The organism is Sphingobacterium humi (genome assembly GCF_009768885.1).
Lineage (GTDB): Bacteria > Bacteroidota > Bacteroidia > Sphingobacteriales > Sphingobacteriaceae > Sphingobacterium > Sphingobacterium humi.
This window is the reverse complement of record NZ_WSQA01000007.1, coordinates 83953-108996: the sequence shown is the minus strand read 5'-3', so window position 1 is coordinate 108996 and position 25044 is coordinate 83953. Positions and strand designations below refer to the sequence as shown.

The following is a 25044-nucleotide window of genomic DNA, read 5'->3' as shown; positions in this document are numbered from 1 at the left end:
TATGCAGAATATCTTCTTTTAAGAATTGGCTAAAGCTTTTTTTTTTAGCTTTCGGAAGAAATTACGTGGAATGATGTAGAGTAAGGTGATGCAGACCAGTACCGTATTCAGGATGGAAATGCGGGTGAAATCGCGAAAGGGCCGAAAGTGGGAAACACGTTCTGCAGGGTCGTAAAGCACTTTGACGGGTACATTTTTGACTAAGACATCCTTCCAGGCAGTTCGAACAATAACTTCAATTTCAAACTCAAACTTGTTGGTATATAGTTTTTTGGGTAGATGACGCAGGGGGTATAGGCGGTATCCGGATTGGGTATCCTGCAAGCGGATGCCGGTTTCAAACCAGAACCAGAAGTTCGAAAAGCGGTTGCCGAAGCTGCTCTTGCCGGGAATTCCCGCTTGGCTCATATCGCGGTTGCCAATCAGCAGGACTGGTTCCTGATGCTTGGCGAGCTCTTCTAGGAAAACCGGAATATCGTCGGGATAATGCTGTCCGTCGGAGTCAATGGTAATGGCATAGTCAAAACCTGCGGCTAGGGCGTGTTTAAATCCCTTCTGCAGGGCTTTTCCTTTGCCGAGGTTGCTGGGTTGCCGAATGATCTGAACGTTGTGGTATTCGCCTAATATCGCTTCTGTTTGATCGGTACTACCATCATTTACTACAAAAACATGCGGCAGGTAGTTCAATACACCATCAATAACGCGTTTTAAAGTTTTCGCATTGTTGTAGGTGGGGATGATTACGCAGACCTTCGCTGGCTCTTGAGGGTTGTTTTCCATGTTTTAAGCGCTAAGAAGGGCTTGAACTTTGAGTGCTTGGGTTGCGGCGAAGCTTGCTGCTCCTGTTACCTTAAAGCCGCCTGCTGTTTCTGGCTTGATTTGCAGGCTGATATGAAGCTCTGGATCGGTAAAAGGGTTGATCAGGGCGGTAAATTTAATGTTTTTGCAATGGCGAAGGCGCAAGTGCTGTTGGGTGGCCTGTTCGGTTAATTCTTTCACGATTTGAAGCATACATACACCGGGAGTGACAGGGTTTCCGGGGAAATGCCCCTTAAAAATAGGGTGCTCGGCCTGTAAACGAATATGGGCTTCTACCTTATCGGCACTGATATCGGCATGTAGGATGCTGTAAAAATCTGGAATTAACATGGCTTGATGAACTGCTTGCACACAAAATTACAATTTAAACTCACTATCGGGGATGTTACTGTTGAATTTCTTGTTTTTAAGCTTAAATACAGTGAAATCATCCGTCTTCTCTACAATCTTAATCTCCGATACGCTGTATTCATTGGCTTTAAAAGTCAACACCACTTCTTTGATAAAGCGGGCCATATCTTTGTTCTTGGGCGTTAAGATGGCAATTTTATCGGCATTTGTTTTAAAGAATTGGATGATGAAGTTTGCCTCATCGAATACATTGCCCTTGTTGGTCTCGGTCATTAAGCTTTGCAATTGCCGGAATCGACGGTTTTTGTTTAAATCGATGGTCGACTTTTTTCCTTTTTCATCGCGCATATAAAGCTTATCCTGATCGAAGAGCATGGCATTTTCCTGGGGTGCATCGTATTTCCAAAGGAGCTTATTGCCTTTCAGACGGAATTTTCCGGAATTTGTGGAAGGCTGTTTTAAGACCGAAACCTGCTTGCTGGCATCGAAATCGGCCGTAATACTATTCGTGCTTTGGGCTTGCTTTTCGACTTTTTGCTTAAAGCTGCTGGCTTCCGTAGCAGACATCTTGGTTTGTGCCTGTAGGGTAGACCCCCAAATAAGTAAAACCGTAAATAATAATCCTTTCAACTTATCCATGTGCATTTATTTTTAACAGGTGGTCTATGCGAACCGACCTTAGGTTTTGTTCTTTACTATAAATCAACAACTGTTCCAATACCCGTACCGTACGCTCCGTAGTATCGTGCAAGAGGACGATTTCACCGCCGGCTAAGCGGGGGATAATGCGTGTTAAAATACGCTGTTCGTCTTGTATGACGGTGTCTAAGGAGCGGATACTCCAGCCGATCACCGCCTTGTTCAAGGCTTCGCAGGCCTTGGCAATCTGTGGGTTCGTTACGCCAAAGGGTGGTCGGAATATAGGGTTGTTTTCGTTGTTTAGTTTTTTAATAATCAGGTCGGTACAGGCGATTTCCTCTTGTACTTCTTTCGTTGAAAAGGTGCCGATATTCTTGGAATGGGTATAGGTATGGTTGCCCAATTGATGGCCTTCCTGCAGGATGCGCTTCGCCAGTTCGGGGTATTTCTCCAATTGTTTACCAATACAAAAGAAGGTCGCCTTCATCTGGTAGGCCTGTAATAAATTCAATACCGCTTCGGTATGGAGGGTTGGACCATCGTCGAAGGTTAAGGCGTATTCTTGCGGATGGAATGCTTCTCCTTTGTAATATACCTTCGTAAAATAATTCGACCGTACGTCTAAACTTCCCCATGCGGTAATGGCCAACCATAAGCCGGCAACCAGGAAGAGGAACCAGGCTGACCAGGCCCCCATAAAAGCCCCTAGGCCAATTCCAACTAGGATGGCCAGCATCAGGTATTTTATGTAGCGGTGTTTTAACATGCGGTTAACAGTACAAAACTATAATCAGTTCCTCGAGACTGATTTATAAGTAGGATAGTTTTTAGCCTGTTTGGTTTAATGCTATTGTAGGAAAGATGCGCCGGGAATTGCTGCGCTTTAAGTACTTGTGCAGCGGCGGCCAGCCCATAAGCAGAGGCCGTATCGTATGATCCGCTGATGTGCTGGTAATAGGCAATGGCAGTTTCTGGGAAACAGGCTGCCATGGCATCGAAATAGGCTTGCTGGCTAGCATCGGCATTGTAGCCCAGCATCAGCACATCGATATCTTTGCTTTGTAAGTTGTTCAGGCTTAAGAATTGCATTATTTCTGTTGCAATACTGCGCTGAGGCTGATTAAAAAGCCATACATCCAACAATTGGGCATAGCTATTTGCCTGTTGTTCTTGGGATAGGAGGAAGAAATTAGCGCCTTCGCCCTGTGCTACGCCGCCTTGTGTAGGGTTTTTAAAATCGACAGCCTCGTCTTCGGCTTTGTAATTGCCGGCTAAGGTATACAAGTCATCAAATTGCGGGGCATGTTCATCGACCCCACCGACTAGGATATGTTGTGCATTGCTATAGTTGAGTTGGTTCAGCCCATCAAAAAGGGCCGATTCAAACGAACTGCCACCTTGCACGTAGGTGAAATTATAGGCATGGCATTGCAGCTGCAAAGCGATCTGCGCTGCTACTGTATTGTGGGTCGACTGGATAAAGGAGGTTGGTGTCAGGTATTCTTCATCCTGGGCAATCATTGCCGTTAAGAATTTCTCGGAATCTTGGAGACATCCTTGTCCTGTGCCACAGATAATGGCATCTAATGCGGGCTGTTGTGCTTCCTGCAGGGCCAATTGGGCGGCATAGCAGCCCATCTTTACGCCTGTGGCCATGCGGCGTAGGCTGGCTGCGGGAATCAGCTCCTTATAGACCGGATGCTGCGCTTGATTGCGGGCGAAGAGGGCCTGCGGTTCCTGTTCCAGCAACTTATAATCAGGATGCTGTATTCCTATGGTTCCTATTCCGTTGATATAGCAGTTTTTCATCAGGCTTTCGAGAATAAAAGGGATGAGCAATTGCCACCAAAGCCAAAGGAGTTGGAAAGCACGTGATTAATGGTTTTGGATTGTAATTCAGTTTGCGGTTGCAGGTCGAATTCTTCCATTTTATGTTGAAAGTTGAGGGTCGGAAATAGGCAGCTCGACTGGAGGGCCAATATGCTGTAGACGGCTTCAATGGCCCCTGCAGCGGCCAGGGTATGCCCGGTATAGGACTTCGTGGAGCTGAAGGCTGGTACTTGTTGGAAACAGCGCAACAGGGCATGGCCTTCGGAAAGGTCGTTATTGCCTGTTGCTGTGCCATGCGCATTGATGTAATCAATGGCAATAGGGGCTAAATCGGCTTTTTCAAGGGCTTTTTGCATAGCCAGGAAAGCGCCTTCGCCCGTTTCGGAGGATGCCGTTTGATGGTAGGCGTCATTGGCATTGCCATAGCCACTAAGGTAAGCATGTACTTTCTTAGGATGTTTCGCGAGTAGGGCATCGGATTCTAACAACAGGTAAGCGGCTGCCTCGCCGAGGTTAAGTCCTTTGCGATGTTGATCGAAAGGCTGACAATCGCTATCCGAGAGGATCATCAGGCTATGAAAACCGTTGATGGTAAACTTGCTTAGGGCATCGCTTCCTCCAACAAGGACACGGTCTAGCTTGCCCTGTTCGATTAACCTTGCACCGAGCATGATGGCATTGGCAGCTGATGAACAGGCCGTAGAAATTGTGCTCACCAAGCCTTTAAGGCCTAAATAGCTGGCTATTTTATTGCTGCTATCGCCGGCAGGATGGCTGTTGATATACTTGCGCAGTTCAGGATCTGTTGCAAAATGCTGAAAATACTTTTCGGTATAATCCATCCCGGCTACCGAGGTCGCGGATAGCAATCCTGTTCGTTCGGCGTTGATGTCGGTAATTCCAGCATCGTTTAGGGCTTGCTTGGCAGCTAATGCGCCAAGTAGGCTAGTGCGGGTAAAGCTATGCGCAGAGCCTAAGCCTAGTAATTGGGCAAGCTCCTGGTCGGTATGTTTAATTTCACCGACTTTAATATGATCCGCATGTTTGCTGCTGAAATTGGTTAATCGGGAGATGCCGGTTTTCCTTTCGATAAGGGATTGAAAATTCTCCTCCATAGACAAGCCGATGGAGGAAACAATGCCCATTCCCGTTATGGCAACTCCGCGAGGCATCTTACTTCGTACGATTTTGCTCAACAAATTGAGCTAAGGTTTGAATGGAACTGAAGATTTCCTTGCCTTGTTTGGGGTCTGCGAGTTTAATGCCGTATTCCTTATCTAACAATACAATAAGTTCCAAAGCATCAATAGAGTCTAAGCCTAATCCCTCGCCAAACAAAGGGTCGTTATCTTGAATATCGGCTACCGTAATATCTTCGAGGTTTAAAACGTCAATAATTTGTTCTTTTAACAGTTCCTTTAGTTCCGCCATCTTTATCTTCTATTAATTATCTATTCAATTGTTTGGGTTTCATGAGCTATAGGGCCTTCTTTTTCGACCAGATAGCAACATGCTTCATAGTTATCATCTTGCATTCGGAACCAGCCACACAGTACCTTTTTAGCTTTCCCGCTTGCCAATAAATACTGCGTATAGGGCAGTAAATAGGTGCTAGGATACGCATCTGCCAGCAGGAACATGCTTTCCGATTTAAACTGATGGCGGATACTGACCTCGCCTATACTAATATTAGGCAGGGTGTAAACAAATACCGCCGGGCTGGGATAGTATTGTTCCGGATCTTGAATATGAGCTTGATGTTGTAAATCGCTGCCTAAGCTCGCTTCCTGATTGCTAAACAACAAGGCAACATCGCTTTCCTGATTCCCCTGTAGGATGATTTCCGATGCTAAAAAGGCTAATTTACATAAATTATCCATTTTGTAAAACTTCGGATATTGCAGCTCCAGCTTTTGATAGAGCTCCTTGGCGAATCCTTTAAATTCGGAATGCTCACTCTGGAAAAAGGGATTCCCGTTAAATAGGACCGTACCGGCTTGAAGCTGAATATATTGGCTGATGTAATACATAGGTCCTTAATCTGTCGTGAGTATTAAAGCTGTATTGGTGCCAGCAAATCCTGAGGCTGTTTTTAAGGCGGTCTTGATTTCCTTCGCAAGGGTTTCTTGCTGTATATGCATAGGTTCTGTTGTTCCGGGATGGGCATAGCCTAGACTGGCCAGCACAAACTGCCGGCGAAGGCATTCCGCCGTGATGACCGCTTCCAGCAATCCTGCGGCACCTAAGGTATGTCCGTAATAGCCTTTTAAGCTTGTTGTCGGGCAGTTTGCTAACCCTGCGCGATGGAAAGCAATAGCTTCCATATCGTCGTTATAGCGGGTGGCTGTTCCGTGGGCTAGCACATAATCAATGTCCTCAGCCTTTAGATTAGCTTCCTGCAGGGCCTTTTGAATGCTTAAATAGAGCCCTTCGCCCGTACGGGATGGTCCCGATATATGATTGGCGTCGTTGATGTTCGCATCACCGGCAATACGGATGCTATCGGCCTCCTTTACCGATGATACATAACAGGCAACGGCTGCTTCTCCGAGGTTTACGCCTTGGCGATCCTGATCATAGGGACGGCAATTTTCAGGACTTAAAGCCTGAAAGGATTGAAAGCCCGAAAGTACAAAGGGGGTTAATTCATCTACAGCTATTATATAGACATCGGACACCTGTTCCATTTGGATAAAGCGCTTGGCCACAGAAAGTGCCATTAATCCGGAAACACAGGCATTGCTGATCACTAGGGGTTCCTGCTGGAAAGCAAAGTAATCGGCAATCCGCTTGGCCATAGCCGGGATAAAACTGCCTTGGATATCCTGATCGGCAAGGGCTTGGATATTTCCCTTTGTGGTCGATAAAATCAATAGGGAGTTCGCTGTAATCGGGCGCTGTTGGATGATTGGCATTAAGGCTGCCAGGCTCATCTTCTCCATACGTGATCCGAAGCTTTCAACGCCTAATGCTTGGAAATGGTTATTCAGTGCCTCCTCATCAAGCTGAGCAACTACTGTTTCTCCTAGGCTTGCAGATAAGGTTGTTTTGCGCAATGCGCTGTTTCCTGCTTGTAGCTGCTTGAAGTTCTGCGCTGTATCAAATCCTAAAGGACTGATGATTACAGATTCTTGTATGTAGGCTGACCTCATAATAATCCTACTTTTTTCTTCCAAGCTTCCAGGAAAGGAGGCATGGTTAAGATCAGATTACCGTCGAAGTCGGTAAATACTTGTACGGTTTCTCCGCTGCACACCAACTCGTGCTGAGCATTGTAGATTTCAAAGTTGAAGATCATCTTGGCGGCAGCACTGTCGATATAGGTGCTAACGATATAAGCATCGTCTGCATAGCGAAGTGGTTTTTTATGCTCGCTCTGTACTTTCACGATGGGTGTTGCACAGCCATGTTTCTGGATATCCTTATAGGAAATGCCGTAATGCCTGCCGAATGCTTCCCGACCATCTTCGAAATAAGCGATGTAATTGCCGTGCCACACAATGCCTAGGGCATCGGTTTCATTAAACTTCACCTTGAAATGTTCGGTATGTTGTAAGATTTTATCGGTTCTAAATCGCTCTTTTCTTTTACTCATCGGGATGTGTTGGGCCTTAGCATGTTTAAGCAAAGGTAATTATTCCTACTTATTTTGCGATAACGGTTTTCATTTGTCCTTCGGCAATCAGCTTGCCATCGACCTCGCTACGGATGGCCACCAAGGTTACCCCCGCAAACTCCTGGATGATATCTGCGGTACTGATAATCTGCTGTCCCACCTGCGGTAAGTCGAAGATTCCCAGGTTGGAGATACTTCCGATATAGCCTATTGGGGCTTCTTCCTGACGTAGGAAATAGCCATAGCCGGTATGTAGCGCCACTGCTTGGGCCATATGTTCCAGAACACCGGCCTCCTGTAAGGCGCTGTTTTGGGTGAAAATATTATCGCTAGTAACGGTCAATCCCACGGTAATCGAACTGGACGCATAGGCTAACAGGCTATCCAACATCAGCATAGGGGGCCGTTGTGGAATACACTGTTGAATGATATCCTGATCGATGATAGGTAATGGAATGCCGTGCTTCATAATTATGCTGCTGCTTAAAACTGCAAAAATAACAAATTGATTAATATATCAGGTTTCCAATGCCATTTAGGCCTTTCAGGATACTGGATATACTAGGCTATTGGACGCAAATAGTGGGAAAAGGTTTGAATGGATATTGAAATTCGCTAATTTTTGATCTTCCAAAAGGCGAAGAAGTTAAACCATTGGTAGGGGTACTTCTTCAGCATCTGATCCATACTTTGTGTATAAGCATTCAGTAGGGCAGCAGCATCTCGGTGTTTTATCTGGGGTGCCCGGCGTGTATACAGGTGATAGTGCAGGTTTGGCTCTTTCATGACGTAGACAAAGGCGATGGGCGCTTGCAGCCGGGAAGCCAACATAAAGGTGCCGGCAGGAAACAAGGCCTCTTCACCTAATAACGCTGCAGATAGGGTTTTTGCTTGGTCAAAATAGCGATCTCCCGTTAAGCAAACAAGTTCATTGCGAGCCAAGGCTGCGTTGATTTCAAAGATATGCGACATATCTTCTTTGATGTAAATGAAGTTAGTTGTGGAAGGCTCTTTGGATATGCTGGCGAAATAGGATTTAATGACATTTCTTTCCTGATCGGCCGCCACGATATGGATTTGCTGATTGAAATCAATATCAGCGAAGAATTTCTCTGCTATTTCAAAGTTGCCGATATGCCCAGAGATCAGGATTCCTCCTTTTTTCTCGGCTAGCAGCTGCTTTAGGATATCGATGCCATCGAAATCAAAGGTAAAGCGATTGCGCAAGCCGCCGAAGATGGCAAACTTGTCTATCAATACCTGTCCGAATACGAAATAGCTGCGGTAAAGGGCGATTAATGCTTTGAAATAAGGGAATTGTTGCCGATGGCGGAAGTAATAGAACATGGCCTTACCCATGCGCGGATAGGCGATGACATAGTAAAAGGCAACAAAGACCAAAAGGCCATATGCGGCTCTTACCCCAAGTTTTTTAATAATTCCGACGAATATTTGGTAACCTAAGAGGGTTCCTTTCGATTGCCCATCCCATTGGCTCATGGCTACTGTTGTTTGGCCAGGATTTTACGTTCAATAAGGTTATAGAAGTCTTGAAAGGTAATAACATTTGCAAAATCACTTTCTACGAGCTTCACTCCGAAGTTCGACTCGATGATCACCACTAAGTCTACATAGTCTAAGCTATCCAGATCAAGGGTGTCTTTAAGGTTTTTTCCAGCTTCAATGACATCTTCATCCACCTCAAACTCTTCGACCAGGATCACGTTAATTTTATTGACGATGTCTACAATTTCAATATTCATTTCCTCTACAATTTGAACTTCTTGACGATCATAGCAGAGTTTGTTCCACCAAATCCAAAAGAATTGGACAAATATACATCAAAATCTTGGTTTTTCGTTTCGGTGACAATATTCAGTTTTGCTGAATGTTCGTCAGGGGTATCGAAATTAAGGTTTGGCGCAATAAATCCATTGTTCATCATTAAGGTAGAATATACGATTTCGCTGGCACCTGCCATCCAGCACTCATGGCCGGTCATCGACTTGGTTGAGCTCACAAAGGGGCGTGTTTCGCCAAACACCTCATCGATGGCCTGCGCCTCATTGGCGTCTCCAACGGGGGTAGAAGTGGCGTGTGCATTGATATATTGAATGGCAGAAGCCGGTAGGTTCGCTTGTGCTAATGCCTTTCGCATGGCTGTTGCCGGCCCTTCTACATTCGGCGTTGAGATATGACCGCCATTGGATGAAAATCCATAGCCTACAATTTCAGCAATAATGGGAGCATTGCGCGCTAAGGCACTCTCCAGACTTTCCAGAATCACTGTCGCGGCACCTCCGCTTGGGACTAAGCCGTCGCGGTTAGCATCGAAAGGGCGGGAGGCTTTCGTCGGGTCAGCTTCATTAGCAGAGAATACGCCTAAGCCATCGAAGCTTGCCATAGCATATTGATTAATCTCTTGTGCTCCACCGCAGATAACCAAGTCTTGAAAACCATTCTGGATCATCATGTAGCCAAGTCCAATTGCATGAGATCCGCTGGCACATGCAGCACTTATCGTCATGTTGATACCCCGGATATTCAGGATGGTAGATAGGTTCATCGTGACTGTGGAGTTCATCGACTTGAAGATAGCTCCTGATCCGATCAAGGTGGTGTCCTTCTTCTCCCGGACAATATCGGTAGCATCAATGATGGCTTTCGATACGCTGTCATTACCATAGATAATCCCGATCTCACGCTCGTTGAAAGCCTCTAAGGAGATATTTGCTTCTTTTAGGGCTTCCATCGTAGCCAAGTAAGCATATTCGGTTTCTTCGCCCATGGTGACGCGTTGTCGGCGATGCAGTAAAGCCTTCAACTCCGGCGGAGGAACGGTACCTGTTAATGCCGATCGAAAGCCATAAGCTTTACGTTCAGCGTCGAAAATAATGCCCGACTTCCCTTCAAATAAGGATTTCCGCACCTCATCCAGACTGCTCCCGATGCAGCTGTAAATCCCCATTCCTGTAATCACTACTCTGTTATTCATCCTTTATGAATAAATCCCACCATTGATATTAATAACTTCTCCTGTAATATAGCTTGATTTTTTCGATGCTAAAAACGCGACTAAATCAGCCACCTCTTCTGCTTCGCCGAAGCGATTCAAAGGGATTTGCTTCTTCAGTTCCTTTTGATCGAGATCCTGCGTCATTTCGGTTTTAATAAAACCGGGTGCAACGGCATTCACGGTGATGTTGCGTTTCCCTATTTCCTGAGCCAAGGCTTTAGTAGCGCCAATGAGGGCTGCTTTGGCCGCGGAGTAGTTGGTTTGTCCCGGCGTACCTTTTACCGCAGAAACGGAAACAATATTGATGATTCTGCCGTATCGGTTATGCAACATTTTCTTGATGAAGAAGTTGGTCACATGGAAGAAGCCACCTACGCTGGTTTGAATCACCTGATTCCAATCTTGCAGAGGCATCCACATAAATAGGCCATCACGGGTAATCCCAGCGTTATTCACAATAACTTCAATCATGGCCTCCGGATGTTGCTCTTCCCAGGCTGCTAAGGCTTGCTGTGTTTCTTCCGCATTGGATACGTCGAACTTAATGATTTCGCCTGATCCCCCTAAGGCAATGACTTCCTGAAGGGTATCTTCTGCGGCTTGTTTATTTGATTGGTAGTTTATTAAAAGCTGATAGTCTGTTTCTACGGCCAACTTTTTACAGATGGCACTTCCTATCCCTCTTGATCCGCCCGTTACTATCGCGTATTTTTTTGTTTCTGTCATGCTATTTGCTAAAAGTTCAGCATTGGCTTATCGTTTCTCATATTTTGCTTGTATCACTAATTTACCGGTTTTGACCGATAAACCTACAAGTTTTTTCAGTCCTTATTTTATTAAAAAATCTTTGACCTGTTGTACATAAGGATACATCACCACATCTTCTTTAAAGGCTGGCACGATGGCTCTTAATTGTTGGTATAGGTTTTTAGAAGCCGGACAAAGCTGCTCGGCAATACCTAGAGCCTCCACCGCCTGAATAATAGTAATCCATTCAACGGCGAGTACTTCAAAGCTATTTTCAATTACTTTGGAACATAGAATTGCCGCATTGGTACCCATGCTCACAATATCTTGGTTATCATTATTGTTCGGAATGCTATGGATGTATAGGGAAGTCGCTAAGGCTTGGTTTTCTGCCGTCGTGGAAGTCGCTGTAAATTGCACGCCTTGCATACCGAAGTTAAAACCCAACTTCCCGAGATTAACAAAAGGAGGGAGGATTTCATTGATCTTCGAGTTCAGTAAGTAATTGAGTTGTCTTTCGGCGAGCATACTTAATTTAACGATGGCCAGCTTCAAGCGGTCCATTTCCAAGGCAATATAATCGCCATGGAAGTTTCCGCCATGGTACACATGTTCGGTTTCCACATCGACGATAGGGTTGTCGTTGGCTGAGTTCAATTCGCGCTCCAACACCCCCTCCACGCTTTTAATCGTGTCGTAAATAGGACCTAAAATCTGCGGAACACAGCGTAGGGAGTAATACTCCTGAACCTTATCTTTAAATATATCTTCGGTATTTGAACCGTTGTAAAGGTGTTCTTGTCTTCTTTTAATGCGGGGGCTTTCGGCTAGGTAGCTACGCATGGCTTTGGCAACCTCGCGCTGCCCTTCATGAAGTTTAGCTTGATTGAGCTCTTCCGAAAAATGATCGTCATAGGCCTGCACCAGCTCATTTATAAAACAGGATGCCTGAATAGACCAATCCAGTAATTTCAGCGCGTTATAGCTATTTACAATGCCGATGCCCGTCATTACTGAGGTGCCATTGATCAAGGCCAAGCCTTCTCTAATTTTCATCTCGATAGGCTGCAGGTTTAAGGCTGCAAATACCTCCGCTGTCGGTCTACGTTCGCCCTGATAATACACTTCACCTTCTCCAATCAACACCAAGGCAAGGTGTGCCAATTGCACCAAGTCGCCACTCGCTCCAACACCACCATGGGCAAAAATGAGCGGATATACCTCCTTATTGATCAATTCTTGCATCAATTCGATCAAAGAGATATGAATCCCCGATTTACCGAGAGATAGGCTATTTAGCCGCGCCAGCATGGCAGCTTTCACCTGTTGTTGGGTTAGGGGCTGGCCGGTTCCGGAGGCATGGCTACGGATGAGGTTATACTGCAATTGCAACTGATCCTGCTCCTGAATACGGTATTGAGCCATCGGGCCAAAGCCGGTATTCACGCCATAAATCACTTTATTTTTAGAAAACCCGGTTAAAAAATCATAGCAGTTCGTCACGCGTTCAACCAGCTCAGGGCTCAGTTTGATTTTTTTATTTTCAAAAATTATATCCTTAAAATCTTTAAGCGATAAATAGTTGTTTATGGTTTTCATTAAAAATAATTAGTTTCTTATCTTTTAATTGTTCCAAATGGTTGTAATTTTGGGACAAATTTTTATTTCCCAAAAATAGAATTTAATTATTTATTTGAGGCTATGGAAAACGAAAATGTTGATATCCTAATCATTGGAGCAGGCCCTAGTGGTAGTGTAGCTGCCGGTTATCTGCAACAGCAAGGCGCGAAGATTAAAGTTGTCGAGAAGCAGCGCTTCCCACGAGTAGTGGTTGGTGAGAGCTTGATTCCCAGGGTGATGGATCACTTTGAGGAAGCCGGACTCTTGGAGGCCTTGGACAGCTATGGCTTTGAGAAAAAACCGGGCGCACGTTTTATCCGAGGCGAACAACAATGTGTTTTTGATTTCAGTGAGAAATTTGGAGCAGGCTGGGACTGGACCTGGCAGATTCCACGGGCTGATTTCGATAAAGCAATGACCGATGAGTTGCAACGTAAAGGGGTGGATATTGCCTTTGAAACTGAACTGTTGGATGTCCAATTCCATGGAACAGATTCCATCAGTACCATTCGTGATAAATCAGGAAAGGAAAGTACGATATCTGCCAAGTTTGTGATTGATTGCAGTGGCTATGGTCGGGTATTACCACGCTTGTTGAAGCTGGAAATGCCTTCCAAGCTCGATTACCACTCTGCTATTTTTACCCATATCAACGACCTGCGCAGGCCGGCCGGCATAGAAGGAACACAAATATCCTTCGATATTATCGAAAGGGAAGTGTGGCTATGGGTTATTCCTTTTTCCAATGGCAACACCAGTGTTGGTATTGTAGGACCTACAGACTATATCAATAAATTATCGGAAACCATGGATAATAAAGAGGCGATTCAAAATGCCATCCAATTATCCGATCATTATGTCAATCGGTTCCAGGGTTTACCTTATGAATTCGATCCAATCCGATTGACCAATTATTCCGTTGCGGTTTCCCAATTTCATGGCCCGGGTTATGCCTTGACGGGAAATAGCACCGAGTTTTTAGACCCTGTCTTTTCGTCGGGCGTATGCTTTGCCACCGAATCGGGTATATTGGCCGCCAAACTAGCGCACCGCCAATTAGCTGGTGAGCAAGTGGATTGGGATCAGGAATATTCAGCCTATATGCAGTATGGTATCGAGGTGTTTACGACCTATGTGAAAGAATGGTATACCGGCAATTTGCAGGAATTATTCTACCATCAGCCGGAAAATCCGGAAGTGAAGGAAAGGATATGTGCGGTATTGGCAGGCTATGTTTGGAATAAGGAGAACCCTTTTGTGGCCAAGCACCATAATATTGTGAAAAATATGGCTTATTTGATTAAGCAATCAAGTCATTCCTAAAAATCGTATAAAAGGCTTTGCATCATGCAAGGCCTTTTTTAGCCCTTCCATAGAAAAAGGTAGCAACACTTTACCTCCATGCTACAACTATTCATTCCCTGAACTGTTCCCCTTATAAAGGAAAGGAATAATATCATGCCACAGTCTAAAAACCCAAGTATCAAAAAAGAGGATACTTACAAAGCCTTGAAGAAAGAAGGGATGAGCGATGAAAAGGCAGCTCGTATTTCCAATGCCCAAGCGGCGGGAACCATCGATCATAATTCCAAGAAATTGGATGAAAGAGATAAAGGATCCTTAATGGAGGAGGCGAAAACCATCGGAATTAAGGGCCGCTCCAAAATGACGAAAGCCGAATTAATCAATGCTATTCGTCAGCATTAGTTCTCGCTTTTCTCCAAAAAAATATCGGGAAGAAACTCCTTGATATCATCAGGCAGTTGTTTATATCAAGGAGTTAATTGCCCGATTCTTAAATATTTGTCATTTTCTGTAAATGATAAATAGTCGGAGGTAAGAAATTTGGAGGGTATTCATATTCCATTATCTTTGCTCCGATTTTTAACCATCTCTATGAAATTCAAAAAGCGATTCTACCCTCGATTCCGCTTGACTATTTCTGTGCTTTGTTTGTTGCTGCTCCATTGTTGGCCGGCAGGCTTATACGCGCAATCGTATAAATGTGTTGAGGTATTACATGGGGTAGATAAATTCCATGCCATGATTTCCAGTGCCAGTAAGGACCCCTTGGGCATCTTCTGGATGGTATCCGGGGGAAAGGTATACCGTTATGATGGGGTACGGCTGCTGCCCTTGAGTAAGCTCTATGGGAAAGAATTGCCCTTTGCAGAGGCGATTCATGCCAAGGCCGATCCATGGGGAAGAATCTGGATCGAGACCATCGCCGGAATGCATATATTCGATACCCATTCCTGGAGCTTTTTAACGGATGTAGATGGTTTAGGCGTATTTCTGAATAAGCGACAAATCACTGTATACCGCAATGCGCAACGCTTTTTTGTGATTGTCGACCATACTCAACTTTGGGAGGTGATGCCTAAAAAGGCAAAGAAGCTCGCCGATTTTATACCATCTAACATTAACTTTTCCGAACCTGTAAATCAATTGATTTCGCTGGATGATCAACATATCTGGTATGCGCATAAAGGGCGTCTGCATCATTATGAGCTTAACACCGGACGTTATAATTTTCAGAATTTCCCGGAAGGCATGCATAAAAGGCTGGATGATTTAATAGCCATCAAAGGTGGGGTGCTGATCCGAAATTATAAACTAGGCTATTACATCTATAATGGCTCGACCTTCAAGCCGGTTAAAATTAGCGAAAAACCATTCGATCATGTCGTCAATTGGAGCCATTGGGTGCTTCCAGATCAGGATAAGGTTCTTTTCTTTTTACCTAACGGCAAGTACCGCGCTTTTTCCAGGGATACGGACTTTCATTTTTTATCGCAAGGGAACCACCTCTTCGGTACGGAGTTTTTCTCGCGGCGGGTAAATTCCAGACAACCGGGGGATAAGGAATGGTTGTTAGCGACAGAAAAAGGATTGTTGAGTGTTTTCAAAACCTTTAAGCCTTTTAATCATTTGGATGTAGGCTCGGTGCGGGGGATGCAAAAACAAGGCGATACCTATTATTTTGGAGGCTATGGATTATTAAGAACCTGGAAACCTGGCGAGGAACCGAAAGAAGACTTGAGCAACCGAAGCGATAATTACTATGATTTTTTATCCATCCATCCGGATACCAGTATCGTTGCTTTAGAAAGCGATTTCTTAGCCTATCTCATCAAAGGGAAAATAAAATCTGCCCCCATTCATATGCAGGCCCGCTATAAGTCCTGGTATTCGGGTTTGGCATTTTGCGTAATTCCCACGAAAGAGCGGGAGCTATTGGTGGGTACTTATAATGGATTATGGAGCTATGAGCGCGATAATGGCGAACTCAAACCCTTACTAAACCAGCAAGGAGAATTCTTTACCAAAGGGATGCGGATGTATCAGTTGGCCATGCATCGTGGGGTATTGTATTATGCCTGCGATCGAGGATTCTATCGCTATACCCGGGGGCGCAGTGAAAAACTATTCCCCCAAGACCATAAGGATATGCAAGTCTATGATTTTAGCATCAAGGACAATTCGATCTATCTCGCTACGAAGGGGAGTGGGCTGGTTATTCAAGATCTGAAAGGGCAAATCCAACAGCTGTATACCGAAGAGGAGGGCTTAGGAAGTAATATCATTTACCAAATGAAATGGTATAAAGACCATTTGTTTTTAGGGACTTACAAGGGCTTATCAGTGTACTCCAATCATAAAATGCAGCATTTTTTCCATACCGATGGCTTGCCTTTTGAAGAATTTAACCATGCCGCAAGCTATTGGGATGAAACCCAACAGCTACTTTTTATGGGCGGTGTAAATGGCTATGTATATTTCGATCCGAACAGTTTGTTAGAGAAAACCGAAGCGTCACAAACTGTTCAGCCCTTGCTGACGGGCATTCATTTGGGGCAAAAGGCAAATACCCACTCCGATGGCTATGGGCAATATCAATTGAAGGATACCATATCCTTGCCGAGTGATGTGGCCGTATTGACGATGGACTTTGCAAAACCAAACCAATATCGACAGTTATACCAGTTATATTTTAAAGTGAGTCCCTTGATGGAGGAGTTTCAGGAAATGCCAGAGCTCTCCCAAATCAACCTTACAGGCTTGCCGGCGGGGGAGTATACCGTGGAGGTAAAAGCAATGCTTACGCACTCCAAAGAAGAGTTTACACGGCAATGGGTGATCTATAAAAAACCGGAGTTTATAGAAACTCCGATGTTTTACCTCCTCTTGTTATGTTTTATCGGGACAACCGTGCTATTAGTCTTATTCGAGAATGGACGCCGGGTAAAAAACGATAGGGCCTTGCGTAGGAAAATATCGGCCGATCTGCACGATGAGGTTGGCGGATTATTAACGGGAATTTCCATGCAGTCCGACTTAGTACGCCATAGCAGTTTAGCACCCCGGCAGGAACATGCCGTAGAAACCATTGCCTCCTACAGTCGGGAAGCCATTCAAGTGATGGACGATATTATCTGGACGGTAGATCCGGGGAATAGCAATTTAACTAGCCTGGAGCATAGAATGCGCTATTTAGCAAGTCAGTTATTGATTCCTGCAGGCTTTCAGGTGCAATTTGATATCCGCATTAAATCGCCAGGCACCCTGTCTACCTTGGTTCGCCAGAATTTATACCTCATTTACAAAGAGGCTTTACATAATATTTGCAAGCATGCTGCCCCTTCAACGGTTTATATCCGGTTTCGGTCAACCGACAGTGCTATCTGTTTAGTGGTGAAAAATGAGGTGCCACAGCAACAAGAGCAAGAGGGGATAAAACGGCGGAGTTATGGCTTAAAGAATATGCAATTGCGCGCCAAACAAATTGGCGCCACATTTCAGTATAGCAACCAAGCCTCGGTCTTTGAGGTGGAAGTTCGTTGGGTGGCGGCAAAAAGCTTCTGGCGCCGTCTGCAATTGGGGAAGTTAAGCATGGATAGTTAAGGTATTGGACATAAAATAATTACAAAAAAATGTAAGCGTATGCATAAAAAATAGTGACGAAACAGGGTGTTTAAGCATAAAATATGTGGTTAAACTTTCATTTTAGGATGATGCACGACACTGGATTTCCGGGAAAATCCTAGGATTTTTGTTATAGAAAAAAAGATAATGAAGGTATAATCGCACGATTCCCCTTCCAATTTGGTCGAACAATCCTAACCGTATGATTAACACTATGGGTGAAATTTTTATGGCTGCCTTGCAGCCCGTACAAGGTCTTTATGATACTGCTGTATTTCTTGCGCTACTGGCCTTGCTGTTTATGCTGCTTGCCGTGATGCTGCGCTTAATTTATTTGCGTGGAAGTAGGCGGCAAATAGAAGGGTATTTATGCGTGGTCATTGGCGTATTCTTTTGGACAGTGCTGGTCTATGTGCTGCTGTATAGTGGGCAGATCCGTAAGCTGCCGGAATTATATAACAAAGGCATTCCTCTTTACTATTTACTGGCCCCTGCAGCTTATTTCTTCACCCTGTATAGTCTATTTCCACAGGGTTCATTAAAACCCCGCTTGTTATGGCTTCATTTATTGCCCTTCATCTTCGGATTGATCGATATTTTGCCTTATGCCTTGGCCAGTAGGCCTGATAAGCTACAATTAATCGATGCGGTTATTCAAGATTTTAGAGTCAGTTACACGCATTCCTATGGTTTTATTCCGCAGAAATGGCATTATATCATCAAAACGGGCCTTGCTTTTATTTACCTCACCGCGCAATGGCGATTGGTTTATCTTTTCGATAAAAACAATTCTAATGTACCGGGTTTTTACAAGCCTTATGTCATGAGTTTTACCATATTTTACACCATTCACATTTTGATGCAGTCTAGTGTCATCTTAAGTTTAATGTCCAATCAGCTGCAGGCGAATTTTATACTTCAAGATTTAAATCAAATGATTTGGTTTAGCAGCTATTTCTTTGGCTTTAGTTTGTGGATGTTGTTCAGTAGTATTTTTATTATTCGTCAAAATAACGTGAAAATCAATGCAATCAACCCATCCTAAACCCCTGATATGAAAGAACAGTCTATTCAAGCCCCTTTTAAACTTGCCGTCATTGAAGACCGGATTCCCGTGTTGGAATCAATCCGTTCCTTTTTTGAATATTCGGAACATTTTGATCTGGAGATCGTTTGTTCTTCCTTTGAGGAATTTACTGAAACCTGGAAAAGCCAAAACCTTGATATTGTGCTGAGCGATATTGGCCTTCCTGGCAAAACAGGAATCGAACTCACCTGGTATGTCAAGCGCCGGAGGCCGGAAACACAGGTGGTGATGTTTACCGTTTTTGATAACCGGGACAATGTTTTCCAGGCTTTATGTGCGGGTGCTTCGGGCTACCTATTGAAAAGTACACCCTTGGCTCAAATTGAAGAACAGTTGTTGGAAGTGATGAAAGGAGGCTCTGTGATGAGCCCACAGGTCGCACGCTTGGTTTTTGATCATTTTAACCCGGTGCAAACCAAGTCAAAATACGATAAAGCAGAACAACTGACCCCGCGGGAGATTGAAATTGTATCTATGCTGCAGGAAGGGGCAACCTACAAAGATGTGGCTGCTAAATTATTTGTTAGTGTGGATACCGTAAAATTTCATATCCGTAATATTTATAAAAAGCTAGAAGTCAATAGCCGATCTGAACTCATATTAAAATATAAATAACTTTAGCATTTCCATTTCCCCTATGAAATCATTGTCTACTCCAATTTTATTCTTTTTGTTAGCCTGTTTCTTGGCACCATTTACATTGATGGCGCATGTGCCCCAAGTAGCGGTTTCTGCTCGCATGCAACAACAAGGCTTAACCTTTAAAAGCACCTACATATGGTCTGCATATTTCAAAGCAACAAGCAATGAAGACTTATTGGCGCAGCTACATCTGTTTCAAATCGAGGAAGTATTCCTTTCGCCCGGTGCTGAAGATTCAGACAAAATCCGCAGCTTTATTGCCTTGATGAAAGCCAATGGGATTCGTATATATCGCCTCATTGGTGAGAATAGTTATGTGCAAAAAGATAATGGTTTTCAAGATCTAAAGAAGAAATTGATAAACCTGAAAGCCGTAGGTTATACGGGTGTTCACCTAGATGTAGAACCTCATGCCTTGTCAGATTATAAAGACAATTTAAACCTGTATACCAATCGCTTCAACGAGTTGATCGATAGTACCAAAACTTGGTGCAACTACCAGCAAATTGACATAAACATCAGCATCCCGATGCATACCCAAGCTTCAACGGCCATCTTATTGGCCCAGCTGAACATTCCGGCCTACATCATGGCCTATGAGAACCCGAATGTTTTGAAGTTGATTCAACGGACGGTGGACCTGCGCGCGCAATTACAAGATAACTTTGTATGGGTATTGCGAACGATTGATTATGCTAGTGTTGGTCAAATTGCCGATGTTCAAACTACCCTTCAGCAACATGGCATTTTAAAAACAGGAATCTATGAGCTAAAAACCTTGTATCAGGGGTTTTATATCCCCTAGAGGGCGAAAAAGCCATATCTACTTCTTCCTATAATCAAGTTTTTTTTTCGGTTTTCCGTTAAAAACCACCTTTATGGGTGGGGAAAAGAAGCAAGTATCCACTGTATCTTTGTGTATTGTATTATTACAATATTTAATTAATAGAACAGTGGAGTTGCCCTATTTTTGATTTTTAGGTAGCTCTTCACATATTAGTAAAATCACACTTTTTATTATCTCACGCATCCTACCATGAAATGCTTTGTTTACTTCCTGTTCGGGATTAATCTCTTTGCTGCTTTTCCTTTATTAGGCCAACAGCAAGAGGCGAGTCCCAAATTACAAGCCGCGAAAGGGCAGCTGCAGGAAGCCTATGCCTTTAGTGAAGGTATGTGGAAGCAGCTAAAACAACAGGAAGAAAGCCCACTGGATATCGAATTGCTAAAAGCATTCTTGCGAGATCAAAACCTTTTTGAAGGGGCAACTGATGTTGACAAATCCTATGCAATAGCGACCCTGAAACCAACCGGCGATATCGGATTGAAATGGGTGAGCGATGCCACACATAACTTTAAACCCGGCATTGCCGAGCAGGAAGACCTTTATTTCCAAACCCGTTTAGCAACCGGGCTCGATTGGGCAGTGCTCGGTGAGGGAAGTTTGAAAAAACGCCTGGAAGATGAGAAAAACCTGCGTACCGAACTGCAATTATTGCAAGCAGCGAAACAACAGGAACAGCGTATTCCTAATTTGAAACAGCAGAAATTAGCCCTTCAAATTCTGTTTGATGCGCAACGCTTAAATCTTGTCGATAAGCTGTTGCAATTACGCAGCCTACAAGCCAACTTTAAGAAGACCCTATACCAGCAGCAATTAATCAGCCAGGCCGAGCAGCTAGCTGCAGAGACTGCTTTGGCCCAAACCCGGTATTGGCAAGAATCTTTGCAAGGTTTTTTCCAAAGCTATCAGTTTCCTCAATTGCAGGCCTATCAACAAATAAGTAACACAGATTTGCTTGATTTCTCCACTTTATTGCAGGCGGATTCCAGTTATATCGATCAGCAACGAGATTTATTGATCCGTAAGCAAGCCTTTGATCAGGAAGTGAAATCCAAATCAAATGCTGACCGGATGAGCCTGCGGGTGAAGTTGCGTTATAATTATTACAACGGTGTGGAGACCGGCGATCGCAGTTTTGCCAGTATCGGAGCCAGCTTATCGGTGCCTTTGAAATTTGGAGAAAGTATCGCCAAACAGCGCTTTCAGATTTTGCAACAAGAGGAGCTCCGCCATTTTGAGGAACAGCATTTACAGGAATCCTGGCAGCAAGTGGAGTGGAAGCGAAAGGTACTGTTGGCCCAGCAAAAGAAGCAGATGCTAGCGGCCGAAATAAGGTTGCTTGCTTTTAACCTGCAGGAAGAATTAGTGAAACCTGCAAAAGCTGGGGAAGCAAAAAGCCCCCTGAAATTTATTGAAATGCTCGACCATTATGTATTGAAACTGCTGGAGATGAGCGATGCGCGCCAACAGCTTATCGATACTTATGTAAGTGCCAATTTTATTAACAGTTAAAACGGAAATAGGCCTGCTTGCAGAGGCTTATCCTTTGAAATATGAAAATATCTTATAACCAGCCGATGGAGTCTTTTGAACCCGTAGTGGCCGAACCCAAAAAGAAAGCAAGATGGGATCGTTGGCTCTACTTGTCGGTATTGGCTGTGTTGCTATTATCCTTTTTAAAATACATTACCTGGCCCTGGATTTTTTTCTCGGCCGATGGTGTGCTTTACAGCGATCAGTTCGATGTGAAATTCATGCAGGATATCCGCTTATTGTCTATAGAAACCAAGGAAGGAGCTTCCGTGAAAGCCGGTGACACCTTGTTTTTCTATGAAGAATATCGCCTAGACAATCAAGGGCAAACCCGCGACTCCTTGGAAGTGGAAATGAAGGCGAATGGCAATGCCGGAAACCTGATTGCGGTACAAGGTCAGCTGATTAAGCGGAAACTGCTGCGCAAGGAAGCACAAAAACGACTGCAATATTGGCAACAGGAATTTATACGAAAACAGGACTTGGTTTACCTCGGGGTGTTGCAAACAGGAGAATTAAGCACAATCGAACGAACCATAGACGATATCCAATTTCAGGTAAATGCCTACCAAGCAGAAATGCAAGCCCTACAGGGCGAGTTAGCGCAATTGCAACGCTTGGCAGGGCAGGGCCATCAACTTGCCCTTTCCAAGGCGGGCATTCAGGTGAAACCCCAGGTTTATGTATCTCCGAAATCGGGATTGGTAGATCGGATCCGCATTCGTCAACAAGATGTGGCCTATAAGCAGGAGATCATTACCTCCATTGTCGATTCCAGCTATACGGTTCGCGCCTATATTGATTTTGCCGACCTGGAACGCTTTAAGGTAGGGGATGAGGTCATGGTAATGCTGCCTTATGGCAACCGCAAGTTGCAAGGGCATATCACTAAAATGTATACCGTGGGTGAAGATAAAGAACGCATTCTGTTCAACGCCCTAGATCAAGAAAAATACGGTGTGGTGGTGGAGGTAAAGCCTTTAGAGGAAGGAGCCTGGGGCGATTTAAGAGCCAGTAACATGCCGGTGAAAATTAGAAAAGGAAGGGTAAATCTATGATGCAAATACAGCCAAAAATTGAACAAATCAATGGCAAGCAGTTTCTCTTGCTTAATGACTTTATTGATGCTGATATGCTCCCCGCTGGAGATATGGGCGATGTATGGTTGGTGAATAGCACCCAAGGCAGCAAGGTTAAAAAGTTCTTACGTCAGGTGCTGCGTTCTAATGATCGACGCGTTTACTTAAAACCTATTTTATTGGAGGATAGTATTCGACCGTTTTTAGGGGTTGATGCTGCCATCATTGGGCGTCTTTCAGATGGTTATTTCGAGGCAATGAGTCCTTTAAAATTAGCCACTTTGATCGATCAGGTCCATTATTACCTCAACCGCTTTTTAAATCCGGTTTTGCCGGGTATGGATCAGCATGAACGGGTGTTGCAATATATTTTTGACCTGGCCTATACTCGCGGGAGTGCTATTATACCGCTGCGATCGCATCAATCTTTAACAGGATATGCTTATCCACGAATTGATTCTTTTTTCTTTAATATCAAAGACGCGTATATGAATTCGCGTTTAATTCTGAAAAAAGCAGCCGAAGAGGGCTTCCTCGTACGTACATATCACGATACACAACATTTGTGTAGCGACTGTAACTCGGGTTTTCTGAATTACCACGAGATCTGCCCGAAATGCAAAAACCATAACCTCAAGGCCATGCCTTTAGTGCATCACTTCCGTTGCGCCTACGTAGGTCCGGAGTCTGATTTTATGCTTCACGATAATATGGTATGCCCGAAATGCTCAACAGCGCTACGCAATTTAGGTGTTGATTATGATAAACCCGGGAAAGTATTCATCTGTAAAAATCAGCAGTGCAATCATAAATTTCAGGAAGCGCCGATTCGGGTTTGCTGTGTAGACTGCGGGAAAGAACATGATCCCTATGAGTTGGTCGTGAAGAAGGTGTATGAATATGCCTTGGCCGAGCGAGGCATTCAACGCTACGTATATGGAGCGCATGGTATAAAAACAGAGGTAAATAGCTAAGGAATGGATAATTTCTGGAACCAATACTTATATACAATAGCACATGTCGATTTTCAGACCTTATGGAAATGGGCCTGGTTTATCTTTTTGTTAGACCTGCCGCGCTATGTGGTTCTGGAAGCATTGATTCTGATATATAGTAGAACACGCCGGATTCTGACGCGTGAAAAATGGGAAGAAGCCCGGGAGAAACTTTTTGCAGAGATGCCCTTGGTGACGGTTTTGGTGCCTGGCCATAATGAAGGAAAGCATCTGTCGCGATTAGTAAAATCGCTTCAAAGGCAATCCTATAAAAATTTCGAGCTTATTGTGGTGGATGATGGCTCTACAGATGAGACGCCTATTATCGGGAAGTCGCTGGAGAAAAAGGGAGATATTGATTTATTCTTGCGCGGCGAACAACGCGGTGGTAAGGCCTCGGCGGCCAATATGGGGCTGCGCTATGCCAAAGGCAAATACATCGTGCACCTAGATGCCGATTCTTCTTTAGCACCCGATGCCCTTGAACAGGTGTTGACTCCTTTTTATCGATACGATAAAGTAGGCGCTGTTGGAGGTAATCTCGTTGTCCGCAATGAAAACGATTCCCTAACCACCACGATGCAGTTCCTGGAATACATTCAAACCATAAGCGTAGGCCGCATGGTGGTTTCTAAGCTTGGCTTGTATAAAATAGTATCAGGTGCTTTTGGCGCCTTCCCCAAGCAATTATTAATGCGTTTAGGCGGCTGGGATATTGGCCCGGGCCTGGATGGTGATATCACGGTTAAAATCCGGAAACTTCGCTATAAGGTGTTATTTGAAGAAAATGCCCTTTGCCTAACCCATGTGCCAGTCACTTGGAAGGCCTTGACCAAGCAGCGCAGACGCTGGTCACGATCCTTAGTGCGGTTCAGAATCCGCAAACATAAGGATGTCTGGTTTCCCGATCGGAACTTTTCCCTATCGAATCTACTGGCCTTTTTCGAGAATGTATTCTTTGGTTTCGTGCTCGATTTTATGTGGATTTTTTATACGGTAAAAATTGCTGTCGTGGAGCCTCAATTTTTATGGTTTTGGTTTCCCTTCAAGTATACCGTTTACCTATTGCTATCCCTGGTTCAGTTCATCATGGCCTTATTTGTGGTGAATAGCCCCCAGGATTTATTAAAGAAGTTTATCTATATCCCGCTTATGCCCCTTTACATGGGTTATTATATGCGGATGGTAAGAACCATGGCCTATGTGGGCGAGCTCTTTTTCTTCGAGTCGTATAAGGATGTGTGGAATCCAGTAAAGACCTCGAAAAAAGCTCGGGAATATGGCATGTAAAACAGCAAAC

General features: G+C 44.3%; 26 protein-coding genes. 10 read left to right on the top strand and 16 right to left on the bottom strand.

The genetic code is table 11. From position 1 onward, the window contains the following. Positions 1–18 precede the first annotated feature (18 nt). The 16 genes from GQF63_RS19665 to flxA form a co-directional block, all read right to left on the bottom strand. Entirely contained in the window at positions 19–780 is a 762-nt protein-coding gene (locus GQF63_RS19665) for a glycosyltransferase family 2 protein (protein WP_212592547.1), read from the bottom strand. A gap of 3 nt (positions 781–783) precedes the next feature. Next, positions 784–1170 carry an ApeI family dehydratase gene (locus GQF63_RS11020; protein ID WP_212592546.1) on the bottom strand — a complete coding sequence of 129 codons (387 nt, stop codon included), beginning with the start codon at positions 1168–1170 and terminating at the stop codon, positions 784–786. 6 nt (positions 1171–1176) lie between these two features. Further along, positions 1177–1809: a flexirubin biosynthesis/transport protein LolA2 gene (gene lolA2 / locus GQF63_RS11015; protein ID WP_160369284.1), complete on the bottom strand. Its 633-nt coding sequence runs from the start codon at positions 1807–1809 to the stop codon at positions 1177–1179. Beyond that, the gene (locus tag GQF63_RS11010) at positions 1802–2575 is read right to left on the bottom strand and encodes a polysaccharide deacetylase family protein (RefSeq protein WP_160369283.1); all 774 of its coding nucleotides are present in this window, start codon (positions 2573–2575) and stop codon (positions 1802–1804) included. The genes lolA2 and GQF63_RS11010 overlap by 8 nt, the downstream gene beginning before the upstream one ends. Further along, complete coding sequence (locus GQF63_RS11005) at positions 2569–3618, bottom strand: beta-ketoacyl synthase chain length factor (protein WP_160369282.1); 1050 nt, start codon at positions 3616–3618, stop codon at positions 2569–2571. Before GQF63_RS11005 ends, GQF63_RS11010 begins: the two co-directional genes overlap by 7 nt. Then, positions 3618–4811, bottom strand: coding sequence for a beta-ketoacyl-[acyl-carrier-protein] synthase family protein (locus GQF63_RS11000; RefSeq protein ID WP_160369366.1), 1194 nt, complete (start codon positions 4809–4811; stop codon positions 3618–3620). The genes GQF63_RS11005 and GQF63_RS11000 overlap by 1 nt, the downstream gene beginning before the upstream one ends. Position 4812: 1 nt before the next feature. Beyond that, positions 4813–5070 (bottom strand): phosphopantetheine-binding protein, encoded by a 258-nt coding sequence (locus tag GQF63_RS10995; RefSeq protein ID WP_160369281.1) that lies wholly within the window; start codon positions 5068–5070, stop codon positions 4813–4815. A 20-nt stretch (positions 5071–5090) separates the two neighbouring features. After that, positions 5091–5669: a 3-oxoacyl-ACP synthase gene (locus tag GQF63_RS10990; RefSeq protein ID WP_160369280.1), complete on the bottom strand. Its 579-nt coding sequence runs from the start codon at positions 5667–5669 to the stop codon at positions 5091–5093. A 6-nt stretch (positions 5670–5675) separates the two neighbouring features. Next, positions 5676–6791, bottom strand: coding sequence for a beta-ketoacyl synthase N-terminal-like domain-containing protein (locus GQF63_RS10985; protein WP_160369279.1), 1116 nt, complete (start codon positions 6789–6791; stop codon positions 5676–5678). Continuing rightward, complete coding sequence (locus GQF63_RS10980; RefSeq protein ID WP_160369278.1) at positions 6788–7234, bottom strand: acyl-CoA thioesterase; 447 nt, start codon at positions 7232–7234, stop codon at positions 6788–6790. The genes GQF63_RS10985 and GQF63_RS10980 overlap by 4 nt, the downstream gene beginning before the upstream one ends. 49 nt (positions 7235–7283) lie before the next feature. Next, positions 7284–7724, bottom strand: a complete 441-nt coding sequence (locus GQF63_RS10975; protein WP_160369277.1) for a hotdog family protein — start codon at positions 7722–7724, stop codon at positions 7284–7286. A 146-nt stretch (positions 7725–7870) separates the two neighbouring features. Beyond that, positions 7871–8755: a lysophospholipid acyltransferase family protein gene (locus GQF63_RS10970; RefSeq protein WP_160369276.1), complete on the bottom strand. Its 885-nt coding sequence runs from the start codon at positions 8753–8755 to the stop codon at positions 7871–7873. A gap of 2 nt (positions 8756–8757) precedes the next feature. After that, the gene (locus tag GQF63_RS10965; protein WP_160369275.1) at positions 8758–9018 is read right to left on the bottom strand and encodes an acyl carrier protein; all 261 of its coding nucleotides are present in this window, start codon (positions 9016–9018) and stop codon (positions 8758–8760) included. A 5-nt stretch (positions 9019–9023) separates the two neighbouring features. Further along, complete coding sequence (locus tag GQF63_RS10960) at positions 9024–10250, bottom strand: beta-ketoacyl-[acyl-carrier-protein] synthase family protein (protein WP_160369274.1); 1227 nt, start codon at positions 10248–10250, stop codon at positions 9024–9026. Between the two features lie 3 nt (positions 10251–10253). Next, on the bottom strand, positions 10254–10997 hold the full coding sequence (gene flxB, locus GQF63_RS10955) for a flexirubin biosynthesis SDR family reductase FlxB (protein WP_160369273.1): 744 nt from the start codon (positions 10995–10997) through the stop codon (positions 10254–10256). 102 nt (positions 10998–11099) lie between these two features. Beyond that, complete coding sequence (gene flxA, locus GQF63_RS10950; RefSeq protein WP_160369272.1) at positions 11100–12617, bottom strand: flexirubin biosynthesis tyrosine ammonia-lyase FlxA; 1518 nt, start codon at positions 12615–12617, stop codon at positions 11100–11102. A gap of 102 nt (positions 12618–12719) precedes the next feature. On the opposite strand from flxA, the gene GQF63_RS10945 reads away from it, so the two are divergent. From GQF63_RS10945 to GQF63_RS10900, 10 genes are all read left to right on the top strand, one after another. Beyond that, on the top strand, positions 12720–13961 hold the full coding sequence (locus tag GQF63_RS10945) for an NAD(P)/FAD-dependent oxidoreductase (RefSeq protein WP_160369271.1): 1242 nt from the start codon (positions 12720–12722) through the stop codon (positions 13959–13961). Positions 13962–14096: 135 nt separating this feature from the next. Further along, entirely contained in the window at positions 14097–14345 is a 249-nt protein-coding gene (locus GQF63_RS10940; protein ID WP_160369270.1) for a DUF7218 family protein, read from the top strand. 189 nt (positions 14346–14534) lie between these two features. Further along, positions 14535–17543, top strand: coding sequence for a sensor histidine kinase (locus GQF63_RS10935; RefSeq protein WP_160369269.1), 3009 nt, complete (start codon positions 14535–14537; stop codon positions 17541–17543). Between the two features lie 235 nt (positions 17544–17778). Continuing rightward, positions 17779–18609, top strand: coding sequence for a hypothetical protein (locus GQF63_RS10930; RefSeq protein WP_160369268.1), 831 nt, complete (start codon positions 17779–17781; stop codon positions 18607–18609). A 9-nt stretch (positions 18610–18618) separates the two neighbouring features. Further along, positions 18619–19266, top strand: coding sequence for a response regulator transcription factor (locus GQF63_RS10925; RefSeq protein ID WP_160369267.1), 648 nt, complete (start codon positions 18619–18621; stop codon positions 19264–19266). 22 nt (positions 19267–19288) lie between these two features. After that, positions 19289–20098, top strand: a complete 810-nt coding sequence (locus GQF63_RS10920) for a hypothetical protein (RefSeq protein WP_160369266.1) — start codon at positions 19289–19291, stop codon at positions 20096–20098. Between the two features lie 231 nt (positions 20099–20329). Next, positions 20330–21649 (top strand): hypothetical protein, encoded by a 1320-nt coding sequence (locus GQF63_RS10915; RefSeq protein ID WP_160369265.1) that lies wholly within the window; start codon positions 20330–20332, stop codon positions 21647–21649. 41 nt (positions 21650–21690) lie between these two features. After that, positions 21691–22728 carry an HlyD family secretion protein gene (locus GQF63_RS10910; RefSeq protein WP_160369264.1) on the top strand — a complete coding sequence of 346 codons (1038 nt, stop codon included), beginning with the start codon at positions 21691–21693 and terminating at the stop codon, positions 22726–22728. After that, positions 22725–23723 carry a TackOD1 domain-containing metal-binding protein gene (locus tag GQF63_RS10905; protein WP_160369263.1) on the top strand — a complete coding sequence of 333 codons (999 nt, stop codon included), beginning with the start codon at positions 22725–22727 and terminating at the stop codon, positions 23721–23723. Before GQF63_RS10910 ends, GQF63_RS10905 begins: the two co-directional genes overlap by 4 nt. 3 nt (positions 23724–23726) lie before the next feature. Beyond that, the gene (locus GQF63_RS10900) at positions 23727–25034 is read left to right on the top strand and encodes a glycosyltransferase family 2 protein (RefSeq protein ID WP_160369262.1); all 1308 of its coding nucleotides are present in this window, start codon (positions 23727–23729) and stop codon (positions 25032–25034) included. The last annotated feature ends 10 nt before the right edge of the window (positions 25035–25044 follow it).

What these genes read in the sequence shown, in the direction of transcription:
- GQF63_RS19665 (WP_212592547.1), bottom strand. Translation starts at nt 780, where the DNA reads ATGGAAAACAACCCTCAAGAGCCAGCGAAGGTCTGCGTAATCATCCCC.
- lolA2 (WP_160369284.1), bottom strand. Translation starts at nt 1,809, where the DNA reads ATGGATAAGTTGAAAGGATTATTATTTACGGTTTTACTTATTTGGGGG.
- GQF63_RS11010 (WP_160369283.1), bottom strand. Translation starts at nt 2,575, where the DNA reads ATGTTAAAACACCGCTACATAAAATACCTGATGCTGGCCATCCTAGTT.
- GQF63_RS11005 (WP_160369282.1), bottom strand. Translation starts at nt 3,618, where the DNA reads ATGAAAAACTGCTATATCAACGGAATAGGAACCATAGGAATACAGCAT.
- GQF63_RS11000 (WP_160369366.1), bottom strand. Translation starts at nt 4,811, where the DNA reads ATGCCTCGCGGAGTTGCCATAACGGGAATGGGCATTGTTTCCTCCATC.
- GQF63_RS10995 (WP_160369281.1), bottom strand. Translation starts at nt 5,070, where the DNA reads ATGGCGGAACTAAAGGAACTGTTAAAAGAACAAATTATTGACGTTTTA.
- GQF63_RS10990 (WP_160369280.1), bottom strand. Translation starts at nt 5,669, where the DNA reads ATGTATTACATCAGCCAATATATTCAGCTTCAAGCCGGTACGGTCCTA.
- GQF63_RS10985 (WP_160369279.1), bottom strand. Translation starts at nt 6,791, where the DNA reads ATGAGGTCAGCCTACATACAAGAATCTGTAATCATCAGTCCTTTAGGA.
- GQF63_RS10980 (WP_160369278.1), bottom strand. Translation starts at nt 7,234, where the DNA reads ATGAGTAAAAGAAAAGAGCGATTTAGAACCGATAAAATCTTACAACAT.
- GQF63_RS10975 (WP_160369277.1), bottom strand. Translation starts at nt 7,724, where the DNA reads ATGAAGCACGGCATTCCATTACCTATCATCGATCAGGATATCATTCAA.
- GQF63_RS10970 (WP_160369276.1), bottom strand. Translation starts at nt 8,755, where the DNA reads ATGAGCCAATGGGATGGGCAATCGAAAGGAACCCTCTTAGGTTACCAA.
- GQF63_RS10965 (WP_160369275.1), bottom strand. Translation starts at nt 9,018, where the DNA reads ATGAATATTGAAATTGTAGACATCGTCAATAAAATTAACGTGATCCTG.
- GQF63_RS10960 (WP_160369274.1), bottom strand. Translation starts at nt 10,250, where the DNA reads ATGAATAACAGAGTAGTGATTACAGGAATGGGGATTTACAGCTGCATC.
- flxB (WP_160369273.1), bottom strand. Translation starts at nt 10,997, where the DNA reads ATGACAGAAACAAAAAAATACGCGATAGTAACGGGCGGATCAAGAGGG.
- flxA (WP_160369272.1), bottom strand. Translation starts at nt 12,617, where the DNA reads ATGAAAACCATAAACAACTATTTATCGCTTAAAGATTTTAAGGATATA.
- GQF63_RS10945 (WP_160369271.1), top strand. Translation starts at nt 12,720, where the DNA reads ATGGAAAACGAAAATGTTGATATCCTAATCATTGGAGCAGGCCCTAGT.
- GQF63_RS10940 (WP_160369270.1), top strand. Translation starts at nt 14,097, where the DNA reads ATGCCACAGTCTAAAAACCCAAGTATCAAAAAAGAGGATACTTACAAA.
- GQF63_RS10935 (WP_160369269.1), top strand. Translation starts at nt 14,535, where the DNA reads ATGAAATTCAAAAAGCGATTCTACCCTCGATTCCGCTTGACTATTTCT.
- GQF63_RS10930 (WP_160369268.1), top strand. Translation starts at nt 17,779, where the DNA reads ATGGGTGAAATTTTTATGGCTGCCTTGCAGCCCGTACAAGGTCTTTAT.
- GQF63_RS10925 (WP_160369267.1), top strand. Translation starts at nt 18,619, where the DNA reads ATGAAAGAACAGTCTATTCAAGCCCCTTTTAAACTTGCCGTCATTGAA.
- GQF63_RS10920 (WP_160369266.1), top strand. Translation starts at nt 19,289, where the DNA reads ATGAAATCATTGTCTACTCCAATTTTATTCTTTTTGTTAGCCTGTTTC.
- GQF63_RS10915 (WP_160369265.1), top strand. Translation starts at nt 20,330, where the DNA reads ATGAAATGCTTTGTTTACTTCCTGTTCGGGATTAATCTCTTTGCTGCT.
- GQF63_RS10910 (WP_160369264.1), top strand. Translation starts at nt 21,691, where the DNA reads ATGAAAATATCTTATAACCAGCCGATGGAGTCTTTTGAACCCGTAGTG.
- GQF63_RS10905 (WP_160369263.1), top strand. Translation starts at nt 22,725, where the DNA reads ATGATGCAAATACAGCCAAAAATTGAACAAATCAATGGCAAGCAGTTT.
- GQF63_RS10900 (WP_160369262.1), top strand. Translation starts at nt 23,727, where the DNA reads ATGGATAATTTCTGGAACCAATACTTATATACAATAGCACATGTCGAT.